Source organism: Streptomyces sp. NPDC097129, assembly GCF_055668065.1.
Map to the genome: position 1 here is coordinate 265,157 of NZ_JBVOQE010000012.1, position 12,452 is coordinate 277,608.

General features: G+C 67.0%; 11 protein-coding genes and 1 pseudogene. 10 read left to right on the forward strand and 2 right to left on the reverse strand.

Annotated elements, in window-relative coordinates:
- Positions 1 to 65: 65 nt before the first annotated feature.
- A complete protein-coding gene (gene eccE, locus AC0B9F_RS30905) occupies positions 66 to 1,397 on the reverse strand; it encodes a type VII secretion protein EccE (RefSeq protein WP_472008075.1) in 1,332 nt (443 codons plus the stop codon).
- 197 nt (positions 1,398 to 1,594) lie between these two features.
- On the opposite strand from eccE, the gene eccB reads away from it, so the two are divergent.
- The 10 genes from eccB to AC0B9F_RS30955 all read left to right on the forward strand — a co-directional run bounded on the left by eccB (position 1,595) and on the right by AC0B9F_RS30955 (position 11,929).
- The gene (gene eccB / locus AC0B9F_RS30910; protein WP_472008077.1) at positions 1,595 to 3,112 is read left to right on the forward strand and encodes a type VII secretion protein EccB; all 1,518 of its coding nucleotides are present in this window, start codon (positions 1,595 to 1,597) and stop codon (positions 3,110 to 3,112) included.
- A gap of 56 nt (positions 3,113 to 3,168) precedes the next feature.
- Entirely contained in the window at positions 3,169 to 4,419 is a 1,251-nt protein-coding gene (mycP, locus tag AC0B9F_RS30915) for a type VII secretion-associated serine protease mycosin (RefSeq protein ID WP_472008078.1), read from the forward strand.
- Positions 4,420 to 4,630: 211 nt separating this feature from the next.
- Positions 4,631 to 5,059: a hypothetical protein gene (locus AC0B9F_RS30920; protein ID WP_472008080.1), complete on the forward strand. Its 429-nt coding sequence runs from the start codon at positions 4,631 to 4,633 to the stop codon at positions 5,057 to 5,059.
- Positions 5,059 to 6,759: a hypothetical protein gene (locus AC0B9F_RS30925; protein WP_472008081.1), complete on the forward strand. Its 1,701-nt coding sequence runs from the start codon at positions 5,059 to 5,061 to the stop codon at positions 6,757 to 6,759. Before AC0B9F_RS30920 ends, AC0B9F_RS30925 begins: the two co-directional genes overlap by 1 nt.
- 81 nt (positions 6,760 to 6,840) lie before the next feature.
- Positions 6,841 to 8,067, forward strand: a complete 1,227-nt coding sequence (locus AC0B9F_RS30930; protein ID WP_472008083.1) for a S8 family serine peptidase — start codon at positions 6,841 to 6,843, stop codon at positions 8,065 to 8,067.
- Positions 8,068 to 8,123: 56 nt separating this feature from the next.
- Entirely contained in the window at positions 8,124 to 8,465 is a 342-nt protein-coding gene (locus AC0B9F_RS30935) for a WXG100 family type VII secretion target (protein WP_472008084.1), read from the forward strand.
- A 45-nt stretch (positions 8,466 to 8,510) separates the two neighbouring features.
- On the forward strand, positions 8,511 to 8,813 hold the full coding sequence (locus tag AC0B9F_RS30940; RefSeq protein ID WP_472008086.1) for a WXG100 family type VII secretion target: 303 nt from the start codon (positions 8,511 to 8,513) through the stop codon (positions 8,811 to 8,813).
- Positions 8,814 to 9,062: 249 nt separating this feature from the next.
- The gene (locus AC0B9F_RS30945) at positions 9,063 to 9,515 is read left to right on the forward strand and encodes an amino acid ABC transporter permease (RefSeq protein ID WP_472008088.1); all 453 of its coding nucleotides are present in this window, start codon (positions 9,063 to 9,065) and stop codon (positions 9,513 to 9,515) included.
- A 6-nt stretch (positions 9,516 to 9,521) separates the two neighbouring features.
- Positions 9,522 to 11,357, forward strand: a complete 1,836-nt coding sequence (locus tag AC0B9F_RS30950; RefSeq protein ID WP_472008090.1) for an alpha/beta hydrolase — start codon at positions 9,522 to 9,524, stop codon at positions 11,355 to 11,357.
- Positions 11,358 to 11,449: 92 nt separating this feature from the next.
- Complete coding sequence (locus AC0B9F_RS30955) at positions 11,450 to 11,929, forward strand: hypothetical protein (protein ID WP_472008091.1); 480 nt, start codon at positions 11,450 to 11,452, stop codon at positions 11,927 to 11,929.
- A 31-nt stretch (positions 11,930 to 11,960) separates the two neighbouring features.
- Here AC0B9F_RS30955 and AC0B9F_RS30960 read toward each other — a convergent pair.
- A pseudogene (locus tag AC0B9F_RS30960) lies at positions 11,961 to 12,435 on the reverse strand (leucine zipper domain-containing protein); the annotation flags it as partial.
- Positions 12,436 to 12,452: the final 17 nt, after the last annotated feature.

Here is a 12,452-nt window from a genome sequence, read left to right on the forward strand (position 1 = left end):
CGATGTCGATGACTCCGGTCTGTCCGTAGCGCCGGTCGCCCGGGCAGCACGACGGCTCAGCGGTGTCACCGGGAACCTCCCAGGGGCAGTGTGGCGAGCAAGCCGGGCAACTGCTCGTGGTCGAGGCGGACCAGTCCGATGCCTGCCTGCTTGGCAACCTCCTCCAACGCCCGTCGACCACTGCCGAGTTCCTCGTCGCTCCGACCGGTGACCCGTAGGTGCCCGCGCAATGACACCTCTTGGCGGTCCGATCGTGCGAGCGTGAGGCTGAACGTCGTGGCGAGCGCCGGTACGGCCGTGAGCGACGCGACCAGGTGCGGCAACGACCCGGCGGCGCGGTCGAGCCTGGGCCATCGGCTGATCCAGTATGTGGTGTGCCTGCGGTTGTCGCACCGCCAGTTCCGGCTGGTCTCCTGTGTGCGCCGCTCGCGGACCTCGCTTCGTCCTGCCTCCGCCGTCACCAGGGGGTTGGCGCAGGCGGAGGTGGCGAGCGCGGCGATCACCTCCTCCTCGCCGAGGATGGTGGCGCGAAATCCGGCGCCGATCAGTCGACTGGCGAGATGGTCGGCGACCCGCGCGAGGCATTTCTGTGCGCCCGCCAACCCACCTCCGCGCGCGGCCACGGCCTCGCGGCACAGCTCGGGGTCCAGTTTCAACGCGACCCAGGTGATGCGAACGGCCGGAGCGCCGGTCTGGGCCTGCAGCGGTGCGTAGTTGCTCACCGCCACGGACTGCTGCGGCAGATGCAGCGCCGGAGCCGGTTGGGTATGCACGACGACCTGTGCCGACTCCAACCGGATCTCGTCCACTTCGAGGGCGTCCCGCACCAGGGCGAGTGGCAGAGGCCGCCGGCTCCGCTCGGCCCGCAGCGCGGTCACGTCGGCCTCCACCTGCAGGACGGCGGTGACGAACGTACCGTCGCCGGCCATGCCGATGGACCGCCTGTCCCGGCCGCCGTGGGTGTACGTCCGCAGGCTGGGATCACACTCCATGACGGGGGCGAGACCGGGCTCCGTCCCCGGCGGTATCCGGGTGACGGAGGCCTGGCGCTGCCGAGCCCGCAAGCTCCGCGCTGTCATGAGCCATTCAGGCAGCGAACGGCCGCGGCGGCGCACGAGGGCGAGGACGATGAGCACCCCTGCGACCACGGCCGCGAACACCTGCGCCAGCGGACCGATCGCCCACCCGACGAGGAGCACCGCGCCGGCGAGCTCCAGCAGAACCAGGCGCCGCAGACGAAATGACCCAGCCTGCGTCCGTGAAGCCTTCAGGTGCACCGGTCCGGACCCCTGCCGTTGCGCAAGAGGCACAGCCGTTTGCCGTTGCCCGCCCGGACGGAGACCGGATGAGCCCTGTGTCCGAGACCGGTCAGCGCGGAACCCCACCCCGGAAGCCATCACTCCATCCCCCCGTCCTCTTCCCGACTCTGCGGCATCCCCCACCACACGAGGCCTGCGCAGGCCCAGGTGGCCGACCCACGACACAAGTGCTTGTCGATACCAGGCATAGTAGGGGTCGGGTGTGACATCGGTGGGAGACGGCGGTCGTCCCGCCGGCCGGTGACAGGCCACAACACGGGGAGAATCACGCACAGATGGCATCTCGGCGGGACCAGCTCAACGCCTACACCTTCGCCAAGCGCCGCATGCTCGCCGCCTTCGTCCAATCGTCCCCCGACGGCTCGGAGGAGGGTGCGCCGCGCCCACTGCGCGGCGTGCTCCCGAGCGTCGTCGTGGGCGTCGTGGTGATGGCTGTCTTCGGGGCGTGGGGCATGTTCAAGCCGACCGCTCCGAAGGGCTGGGACACTCCGGCCGAGAAGGTGATCATCGCCAGCGAGTCGACCACCCGGTACGTCGTGCTGAAGACCGACGGCAAGGCGCAGTTGCACCCGGTCCTCAACATGGCCTCGGCCAAGCTCCTGCTCAATCCCGGCAAGGGCGAGGTCGTCACCGTCGCCGAGTCCGTACTGGACAGCGGAAAGATCCCGCACGGCGTCACCATCGGCATCCCTTACGCGCCCGACCGGTTGCCCTCCGCGAAGGAGGCTGCTGCCGAAAAACGCTGGGCGGTCTGTGAGCGTCCGAGTGCGGGGGGCAGCACCCTTGAGAAGGCCGCGTTCGTCCTCGCTGCCCGCGACATGCAGAAGACCGACGGCAAGGAACGACTGAGCGGCGGCCAACTGCTGTACGTTCAGGGCCCTGACAAGGACCGTTACGTCGTGGACCGGACCGGCACGGCGTATCGCGTGGACGCGAACGACGAGCTGCTGCTGCGTGCCGTCGTCGGCTCGGGGCGGCAGCCGCAGCGCGTCTCCAAGGAGTGGCTGGCGACCCTGCAGCGGGGCGACTCGATCAGGTTCCCCGCAGTCGGCAGCGCCGTGGGTGCCGCCGCGCACGCCCCCGGGCAGCTGGACCCGTCGACCAACAGGGTCGGCATGGTGCTCAAGGCCGTGGACAACAACCAGGACCAGTACTACGTGGTGCTGCCGGGCAGGGTGGCGCCCGTGTCCGCGTTCGTCGCCCAACTGCTGCTGTTCAGCAAGGACCTCACCTCGCTCGGCCAGACCGGTCATGCACGCGAGATGAGCCCCGGCGCCATCGTTCCGGGCAAGGCCTTCGCGACCGAGTACCGTTGGCCGACCGGCGACCCGGTTGCCGTCAACGACGCCTCCGCTGGCGGTCGGAGCACCCTCTGCAACGTCCTGCGGGGCGTCAACGACCGTACAGGCGCAACCACCCTGAGTACGTGGGCGGGCACCGAGTTCCCGACGACACTGCCCACCGGCTCCTCCAGCGGCTACGTCACCCCCGGATCCGGCCAGCTCTACCGGCAGTACCAGGGCAAGGAGACCAAGGCAGGGCCGGTCTTCCTGGTGACCGACACCGGGCTGCGCTATGTGCTGCAGTCCAACGCCGACAGCACCACGAACGACGCCGGTATCGGCACCACCGCCAAGGAGCGTGAGCAACTGCAGCGGGAGGCCCAGCAGGCCCAGACACGGTTGGGGTACGCCGACGTGGACCCGGCCCCCGTTCCGGTCGCCTGGTCCGAGTTTTTGCCCACCGGGCCCCGCCTGTCGACGGCGGCCGCACGTCAGCCCCAAGGGTCGTAAGGGGCGAGGGACCGATGCCTTACGCACGTTCACTCCCGTGCCGGCGCCCGGCGGGCATGATTCGTTCGCGGCGGATCCTGAATGCCGTACTGGCGGCCGCCACTGTTTTCGCCTCAGCCGCCGTCCTCGCGCCGCCTGCCGCGGCGGACGATGCCTTCTCCGGCCAGTGCACCTTCCCCGGCAAGACCTACCCTGGCCGCCCCTGGGCCCTGCAGCGGGTCATGCTGGACCAGATGTGGAGCCAGTCCCGGGGCAAGGGTGTACGGGTGGCGGTGATCGACTCCGGCGTGGACACCAAGAATCCGCAACTGACCCACGCGGTGGACGTGAAGAGTGGTGCCAACTTCCTGCCGAAGAAGGACGCCAAGGGTGAGCCGATCGAGGACCGGGGCAATGACAGCGGCACCACGGACACCGTCGGCCACGGGACCCGGGTCGCCGGCATCATTGCCGCACGTCCGATGAAGGGGACCGGTTTCGTGGGCCTTGCCCCGGAAGCGACGATCATCCCCATCAAGCAGAACGACGCCGAAGGCCACGGCACGGCCGAGTCCCTTGCCACCGCCGTCCGTTACGCCGTTCAGGCCCAGGCCGACATCATCAACATCTCCCAGGACACCTCGAACGCCGTCAAACCCGACCCCGACCTGGAACGGGCTGTCGACGACGCTCTGGCCCGGCAGATCGTGGTTGTGGCGTCGGCCGGCAACGACGGCCTCGGCGGCAACGTCAAGAAGACCTATCCGGCGTCGTACGAAGGTGTGCTCGCCGTCGCCTCCTCCGACCGCAACAACGAACGCGCCCCGTTCTCCCAGTCCGGTGACTTCGTCGGCGTCGCCGCCCCTGGTGTCGACATCATCTCGACGGTCCCTGGAGGGGGGCACTGCTCTGACAACGGCACGAGTTTCTCCGCGCCCTACGTAGCTGCCGTAGCCGCGCTGATCAAGGGGAAACACCCGAACTGGACCGCGAGCCAGATCGTCGCCCAGATCGAACAGACAGCGGAACGCACCATCGCCGGCCACGACCCCCTGGTCGGCTGGGGAGCCGTCGACCCGGTTCGCGCGCTCACCGAGGACGACCACCCGGTCGAGTCGCCCCACCCTGAAGGCGGTCTCAGCAAGGCCGAGGCCCCCGTCCCAGCCAAGCTGCCCCTCGGTGAAACCGCGGACGAACGCAACGCCCGGCTCGCCACGTACGTGGTCGTCGGAGCGGCGGTCCTGGCGGCGGTACTGGGTGGCGCCGCGGTCGTTGTGCGCGACGCGCGCCATCGGTCAGGCCCCCGCCGTAACCCGGAGGAAGCGTAGGGGCCTGCGCAGGGGAGCGCGGTGCATGCCTTGGCCAATACTGAACGGCCGTGTTCACAGACCGGTTGGGACTGTCACACCCAGTGACTACAGTGAACAACGTTGCGGGCATGAGCGCTTTCGGCTGCACGGTCGCTCGCGACGGCACGACACAACGGGGAGGAAAGGCATCTTGCTACCTGCGGACGCGAGCGGGGGAGCGGACCTCAGGGTGGGACTGGAGGCGCTCTCGACCTTCAAGAATCGTGTGGACGGCGTCCTTGCCGGCTTCGAGAACTCACCGGGCAGCGCGCAGAAGGTAGCCGCGCACGTCCTTGCCGAGACGTCGTTCAGCGGTGGCCGCGGCTTCGGCGAGGCCAAGGGCCTGCACGCGCAGTACCAGCGCGTCCACGAGCGGCTCACCACCCTCTCGAAGAGCCTGGCGCTGCAGATAGAGGGGCTGTGGATCGCTGTCCACGCGGCGGACATCGGTTTCGACAATCTCGAAGAGGAACAGCGCCGTCGGTTCTGGGAGATCCAGACGCTGATCAACAAGCAGCAGGCCGAGTCCGAAAGGGAGAAGAGGGCTGCACAAGCCGCCGAGAACGGCAAGCCCGAGCAGCAGCGGTCGGACAGCCGGCAGAGCGGGAGGGGGTACTGATGGGGGAGCAGGACAAGGACACGACTGCGTACGGGGCAGAAGAACGCCAGGCAGTTGCGCAGGTCGGCGTCATCGACAAGGCCAACACCATGTCGCGGATCATGGGCGGCCTCATGGGGTGGAGCCCCGGCGTCTTCAGCAGGACGAACTTCGAGGGCCACGATCTCAACGACATGATCGACATGGTCGAGGCCGCAGACCCGGAAGTTCTGGAGAGCGCCAGCAAAGCCATGTGGGACGCGCAGAAGGCCGTTCACGCCGCCGCCGAGGAGCTCAAGGGACACATCGGCCGCGTCGACTGGCACGGCGAGTCGGGCGACAGTTTCCGCAAGTGGGGCACGAAACTCGTCCACCACACGTTCGTCCTGGCCGAATTCGCCGAAGTCGTGGGCACCCAGATCCAGGCCGCGGCCACAGGCCTCGCGTCCGTACGCAGTTCCATGCCGCCCCGCGACGACCGCGCAGACCGCAAGAAGGCCGAGGACATCCCCGAGGCCAAGCGTGTCCAGAGCAACGAGGAGTACGCGGCGGCGGTCAAGGCCGAGAAAGACCGCCAAGAGGCGATCAACCAGATGAACCGGCTGGCGTCCTTCTACGCGGTCTCGGAGGAGGTACTGGCGGCCCAGGAACCGCCTACGTTCGAGGCTATGCCGGAGGTGGGGGTGCCGAGGCCGATCAAGAAGCCGGACGGAGACGGGAGCGAGCCAGCACAGAAGAGGGAGGGACGGCTCTCCGGTTCTGTGGAGCCCCCGTCGGAACCAGCAGTTCATCATTCGGTGATCGCGGGGGGAGAGCGGTCAGTTCCGCACACATCCCTGCCTGGCCACCAAGGCGCCGATGTCGGCGTTGTGCCGCACAACGTCGAAGTCCCTTCCGTCAGTACCGAGATCAACAATGTCGGCGTGCTGCCGCCGCAGGAGACGGTGAATCATGGACCCACTGTGCTGCCGACCACCACGACGGCAGGCGGCGGACCCATGGGAACCGTGCCTCCCCTTCCCACCGGGGCGATGCCGCCCGCGGTCAGAGAATCCTTCGGCCGTGCCTCAGGAGTGGGAAGAACGAGCGGCGGTGGCCGCGCTCCACTCTCTCAGCGAGGACCAGGCGGTACATCCGGTGGGTCCGCAGCCGGGCGCACGACGCAGGCCATCGGCCGGGCCGCTGCCCCTGGTCAAGAAGGTGTCGCTCGTGGCCCCGCGTCGGCGGCGGGCAGAGCTCCCTTGGCTCGCGGCATCACTGGCGGTACGGAGAAGACCGTCGGCGCGACAGGCGGTCGTACGGGCGCCGCACCGATCGGCCGCGCGGGTACGACTGCTGTTCCGCCCAGGGGCTCCGAGAGCGGCGGCGCCAGGGGCGCACAGCGGACGGGCGGCATCGTAGGCGGAAAGCCGGTCACCGGACCGAACCCGGCAGTCCCCGGTTCTCGGGTACCGCGCAGCCCGGTCGTCGGTGCCGAGAACGCAACCGGTGCCCGTTCGCACGGGGAGCGGCCTGGGCAGCGAGGTGTTATCGGAGCATCTGAGCCGGCCGCCCGCCAAGCAACCCGGGCGACCAGTCCGACGGAGAGCAACCCGGACGGAGTGGTCGGAGCACCCCGCAGCGGCACACGCGGAAGCCCCTCCGAGTCCCGGCGCCGCCGGGAGACGCAGGACAAGAAGGACCCGCAGGACACCTCGGGCCGCGCTGTGGTGACCGACTGACCGCACAAGAGCGAGGACGAACAAGGCATGTTGTCAGGGAGAAAGCCCAAGGACCGGCGGACGGCTGGTCCGCGGCGGGGGATGAGGAGAGAGGCTTCCGTCCTCTCCGCCACGCTAGGCGCCCTTGCCGTTCTGTCGGTGGGTCTGGCCCCGAGTGCGGCAGCCGACGACGTCCAGTCCAGGCAGTGGTACCTCAAGGCCATGCATGCCGCCGACATGTGGAAGGTGAGCACTGGCAAGGGGATCAAGGTCGCGGTCATCGACTCAGGCGTGAACCCGGACACTCCCTCGTTGAAGGGGCAGGTGCTGGTGGGCGATGTACCGAAGGCCGTCGCCTATCAGGCTACGAAGGACGTCCTGGGCCATGGCACGAGCATGGCCGAACTGATCGCAGGCACCGGGAGTGGCGGTGGTCTGAAGGGCATGGCCCCGGGAGCGAAAATCGTGCCTTACCGGGTGCAAATCGACGGAGTGAGCAAAGCTGAGATGGCCAAGACGCCTGACACGGCGCATGCCATCAGAGCTGCAGCCGATAGCGATGCCGAGATCATCAGCATGTCGATCGGCAACCCCTACATCTATCCCGACGAGAAAGCAGCCGTTGAGTACGCTTACTCAAAGGGAAAGTTGTTGTTCGCCAGTACTGGTAACGAAGGGGACGAGAGTAACTCCGTCTCCTATCCAGCCGCCTTCCCCTACGTCGTAGGTGTCGCAGCCTCTGACGAAAAGGGGAAGGTCGGCACGTTCTCCACACACGGCGGGTACGTCGACCTGGCCGCACCCGGCCTCAACGTCCCCCACTGGTGCGACAACACCTTCCGCTCCTACTGCGACGGCCAAGGCACCAGCATGGCCACCGCCATCGCCTCCGCCTCCGCCGCCCTCATCTGGTCCGCCCACCCCGACTGGACGGCCGATCAGGTGCTGCGCTCGCTGATCGACACCGCCGGCCGCAGCTGGCCCAAGGACAAGCCGAGCAACTACTTGGGCTACGGCCTGATCCGCCCACGCCTGGTCCTCGAGAACACCAAGTTCAACCCGGGCCCTGCCAACGTCGACCCGCTGGCAGCCGAGAACGGATCGGACGGGCAGGACGCCCCCACGTCTCCGTCCCCCTCCGCATCCACGCCGACGCAACCCGCTGACCAGCCCCAGAAAAACACTGCAGGCGGAGCCACGTCAGCGGCAGGATCAAGCGCGGGCTCTCCCGACAACAACACCACGCTGTGGGCGGCCCTGGGCGCAGCAGGCGTAGTAGCGATCGGCGGCGGCGTCTTCGCCGCGATCCGCAAACGGCGGAGCAACTGACCCCACTAAAAGGTGAACCACCACGGTTCACGACGTCACGAAAGAGGAGTACAGGTATGGCCGACGGCCGCAAGCTTGACAGTAATGAAGTCCTGAAGCTCGAGCAGTCGATCGTCTCGCGCTACGACTCCATCAAGGGGCAGCTCGCCCGCCTGCAGGGCACGATCGACATGATCGAGACCAGCTGGACGGGCCTGGGCGCCGGCGCGTTCAACACCAAGCAGACAGAGATCAACCAGCACGTGGTCTCCATCGGACACCTGCTCGAGAAGGTCCTCGACGGCGTCAACCTGAACCGCAAGGACAAGGAGAAGCTCGAGGACGAGATCGACGCCTCGATGCGCCAGATCGACGTACAGGACCTGGGCGGCAAGTCCTCGGCTCTCAGCAGCTACTGACCTGCCGAACGCACCGCAATCATCCACCGACCAGACAAGGAAATCATGGCGAACGTCCATTACCAGGACCTCCAGGTCAAGTACGGAACCCTGGACGCCCTCACCACGGAACTCGGCGCCGTCGCCAAGAAGCTGGAGGAGGACATCCGGACTCTCCAGGCAGACGTCCAGAAGATCGCCGAAGCCTGGGGCGGCGAGGCCTACGAGGTCTTCACCCGGCAGCACAAGGAGTGGGACGCCCATGCCAACGGCATCCACCAGGCCCTCCTCACCATCGGCCAGCGAATCCACCAGGCGGGCGGCGACTACCGCGCCGGCGACCTGAAGGGCGCTAGCTACTTCGAGTGAGGCTGACCGGTAAGACCAGGCCGGCCGAACAAGAGGTAGTGGCCTAGCCGACCGAGGGGCGGGCATGCACGGGAGATGCCCGCCCCTCGGCCCCTCCTGAGTACGGCTACTCAGACACTTCTGGTAGCCGCGGCGGATCCGGCACCCGAGGTCGGCGCGCTACGTTGACCGTGATCATCACGGGTCACCTCGGACAGCACATGCAGCAGCGAGCTTGGCACAGGACAGGACGCAGGGAGGGAACCACGCATGGCGTGGGACGAGTGGGAGCAGCTCAAACGGACGGCAGCGGAGCGGCACGGAACACAGATGCAGCTCAACCAGCTGCCGGCCGATATCACCGGAGACACCGGTGGCGCCACAAGCACCGGCGCGGACGTCGACCTGAAGGCAACGAAAGGGCCCTGGACCAAGGCTTCTGGTGTCGCCAAGGAACTGCATCTGTCCACACAATCTGGCCTCACCGAGCTCACCGATGCCCACGCGGATGTCGGTGGCGGTACGCAGGGCTTTGCCTGTACGTCGGCGCTGGAAGAGATCCGCTCCTCGTGGGACGTGCGGCTGACCGCCGTACGTGACGAGTGCGACCGGTTGGAGGGAGCGCTCGCCAGGACGGGCAAGGACTTCGGTGAGCTCGACCCCGCCGTTGCCGCACAGGTCGGCGGCGTCCGCGTCGGCCACGAGCCGTCCTGGACGCGGTGAGCACATATGCCCACTTGGCAGCAACTGCGCGACGCGAAGTTCTCCGCTTACGAGAATGCAGCCGACGGTTGGGGAAAGGTGAGCAACCGGGCGGACGCGGCGCGGAACAGGGTCGAGCAGGAGATGGCCATGTCGATCCGCGCCAGTCAGAAGGGTGAGGCCTCTTCAAAAGCCCAGACCGACCTGACGCGATTGAGCCGGAACTACCAGTACGTCCACGGCGAGTGTGGTCTTGTCCGCGCTACCCTCAACGGTTTGGCGACGGAACTGATCGGCGCTCAGCGCAAGTTGAAAGAGGCCCTGCATGAGGCGGAGAACCTCAAGTTCACGGTGAACCCGGATGGTTCGGTGACCTACCCCACCGCACCGACCGCCCCGTCGACGCCGGGTAAGGGAACAGCAACGCCAGGCTTTCCTACCCTTCCCGACCAGCTTCCTCCCGGTCGGCCTATTCCCGGCCTGCTCCTTCCCGGCCAGGGCGAGGCCGGGAACGATGCGAACAAGGGAAAGGCTGAGAACATTGCCGAGGCCATAGCACAGGCAGTCAAGGAGGCTGCCGAGATCGACACCCGGTATGCCAGGACACTACGCAGGCTCAAGGCGCCCCCTGGCCTGACTGTGACCGACGACATGCTCGTGGACGCGGCACAGGACACAAAAACTGTACGGCAGACGGTCGGCCAGTATGTCGACAAGGACGCCATTCCACAGGGTAAGTCCCCCGCCGAGAACAGGAAGTGGTGGAACACCCTGACCGCGGAGCAGCGTGACCAGTACGCGGCCCTCTACCCCGCCGAGGTCGGCGCCCTCGACGGCCTGCCGACCGTCGTCCGGGACTCATCCAACCGCCTGGTTCTGGCCGAGGCACATGCCCAGGTGCAGCAGCAACTCGCCGCCCTGGGGGCCGAGCCGACCCAGAACATCCCCGATCCCACCGGCAAAGGCTTCGTCTCGAACCCTGATTGGATCGAGTGGAACCGGAAGAACACACGGCTCACGGAGCAGTTGAAGGGCATGGATGCCATCCAGGCCCGCTTCGACGCAAGCGGCGTACCAGGCCCGCGCGGCGAGGTCGCACTGCCCGAGGCCTACCTGCTCGGCTTCGACATGAAGGGCCTCGGCCACGCGATCGTCGCCAACGGCAACCCGGACACAGCGGACCACACGGCTGTGTACGTGCCTGGGACGGAGGCAAAACTCGAGAGGGCCGGGGGTGACATCAAGCGGATGACTGACCTGTGGCGTGAGACATATGCACAGGCCCCAGGCGAGTCGACCTCAACAATCACCTGGATTGGTTACGACGCCCCACAGAGCGTTTACACCGACTCACCTCGTCAGAGCTACGCCCTCGATGCCGCACCGAAGCTGAACGGCTTCCTGGACGGCCTGCAAACGGCGCAGGGAGGCGCCGACGCGAGCCATACCACGGTGATCGCCCACAGCTATGGGACCACCGTCGTCGGAGCAGCCGCCAACGAACACAGGATCGCCGCCGACGACCTTGTCGTCGCCGGCAGCCCGGGCATGCTCGTCAGCGATGCGAGTGACCTGGACGTGGGCAGAGACCATGTTTGGTCCGAGGCCGCCGGTGACGATCTGGTCCCCTACATCGGCCGGCCCTTTCTGGGAGGACACAAGTGGGGAGTTCAGTACTGGCATGGGTTCCCCATTCAAGCCGGTCAAATCACCACGATCCCGTCCGACGAGGCGTTCGGAGCGCACCGCATGAACGTCGACACCAGCGGGCACAGCGGCTACTGGGACACAGGATCGGTGTCCTTGGAAAACCAGGGAGCAGTGGTCGTCGGCAAGTATGGTGACGTCAAGGAAGACAAGTGAATCTACTCGGCCACGAATCGCCAAGTCAGAAGCTCAGCCTCTGTGCTGTGGCTCTGACTCTCACATTCGTCATAACGGGATGCTCGAACGACGTGACTGCTGATGACACGGGTGGTGCCAGCATGGAAGCCACTACGCTTGCTGTGGACACGGCCAGAGAGAAGACGAACAGCCTGTCCAGCCAGATTCTCGACATGATCGGTATCAAAGGAGGAAAAGTTACAGAGGGAGGAGCCGGGGTCTCTCTGTGCGACGATGATTCCGATCACCTCTACCGCATGCGTCACCCGTGGTCCATCTACGAGGTGGCACCTGCAGCACTTGAGGCCGGCTTCCAGCGCCTACGCGAAGAGCTCCCCAAGCATCAATGGAAGATCGTGGCGTACGGTCACGACTCGAGCGCCAACAAAAATCTTGAGCTCACAGCAGACTCGGAGAGAGAATCGTTTTCGGTTCACGCTTCGCTGCACGTTACAGGCCCGACAGGAACAAGACAGCCGATGATTCAAGTCCGGGTCGTCTCCGGCTGCTTCCGAGCCCCCAAAGGCACGGACCTCAACAAGGAGTACTGACACTCGGCCGATACGAGCCACACCGGCCGGCCTGGTGGCCCAGGGTTTTGTGGCCGCCGCCGTCGGGGACCTGGCCGAGTTTATTGATGTCGACGTGGACCAGTTCGCCAGGCCGGTCGCGTTCGTCGCGCCGGATGTGCTGGCCGGTGGGCCGGTCCAGAAAGGCCCGATGGTTCAGGCCGTGCCGGGTGAGGATGCGGTGCATGGTGGACGCGGGCAGGCCCAGGACGGGTCCACGGCGTGCGGGGCCGAGCTTGTGGTTCTGCTGCAGCCGACAGATACGGGCATCGGTCGTGGGGGCGGTCCGGTGCGGGGTCGTGCGCGGAGGGCTGGAACGGTCGATGAGCACGTTCGCGCCCTCCAACCGCCGGCGCCGGATCCACTTGTGGGCTGTGGGACGGGAGAGGCTCATCTCTGCGGCGACGTGGGCGACGGGCGGCCGGCGTCGACACGTTCGACGAGCAGCCGCCTGCGTGGATGGTCAGCCGGGCATTACGGTGGGACACGAAGGCCTCCGTGCGGT

Coding starts and splice junctions, on each gene's coding strand:
- eccE (WP_472008075.1), bottom strand. CDS start 1,397: ATGGCTTCCGGGGTGGGGTTCCGCGCTGACCGGTCTCGGACACAGGGC.
- eccB (WP_472008077.1), top strand. CDS start 1,595: ATGGCATCTCGGCGGGACCAGCTCAACGCCTACACCTTCGCCAAGCGC.
- mycP (WP_472008078.1), top strand. CDS start 3,169: ATGATTCGTTCGCGGCGGATCCTGAATGCCGTACTGGCGGCCGCCACT.
- AC0B9F_RS30925 (WP_472008081.1), top strand. CDS start 5,059: ATGGGGGAGCAGGACAAGGACACGACTGCGTACGGGGCAGAAGAACGC.
- AC0B9F_RS30930 (WP_472008083.1), top strand. CDS start 6,841: ATGAGGAGAGAGGCTTCCGTCCTCTCCGCCACGCTAGGCGCCCTTGCC.
- AC0B9F_RS30935 (WP_472008084.1), top strand. CDS start 8,124: ATGGCCGACGGCCGCAAGCTTGACAGTAATGAAGTCCTGAAGCTCGAG.
- AC0B9F_RS30940 (WP_472008086.1), top strand. CDS start 8,511: ATGGCGAACGTCCATTACCAGGACCTCCAGGTCAAGTACGGAACCCTG.
- AC0B9F_RS30945 (WP_472008088.1), top strand. CDS start 9,063: ATGGCGTGGGACGAGTGGGAGCAGCTCAAACGGACGGCAGCGGAGCGG.
- AC0B9F_RS30950 (WP_472008090.1), top strand. CDS start 9,522: ATGCCCACTTGGCAGCAACTGCGCGACGCGAAGTTCTCCGCTTACGAG.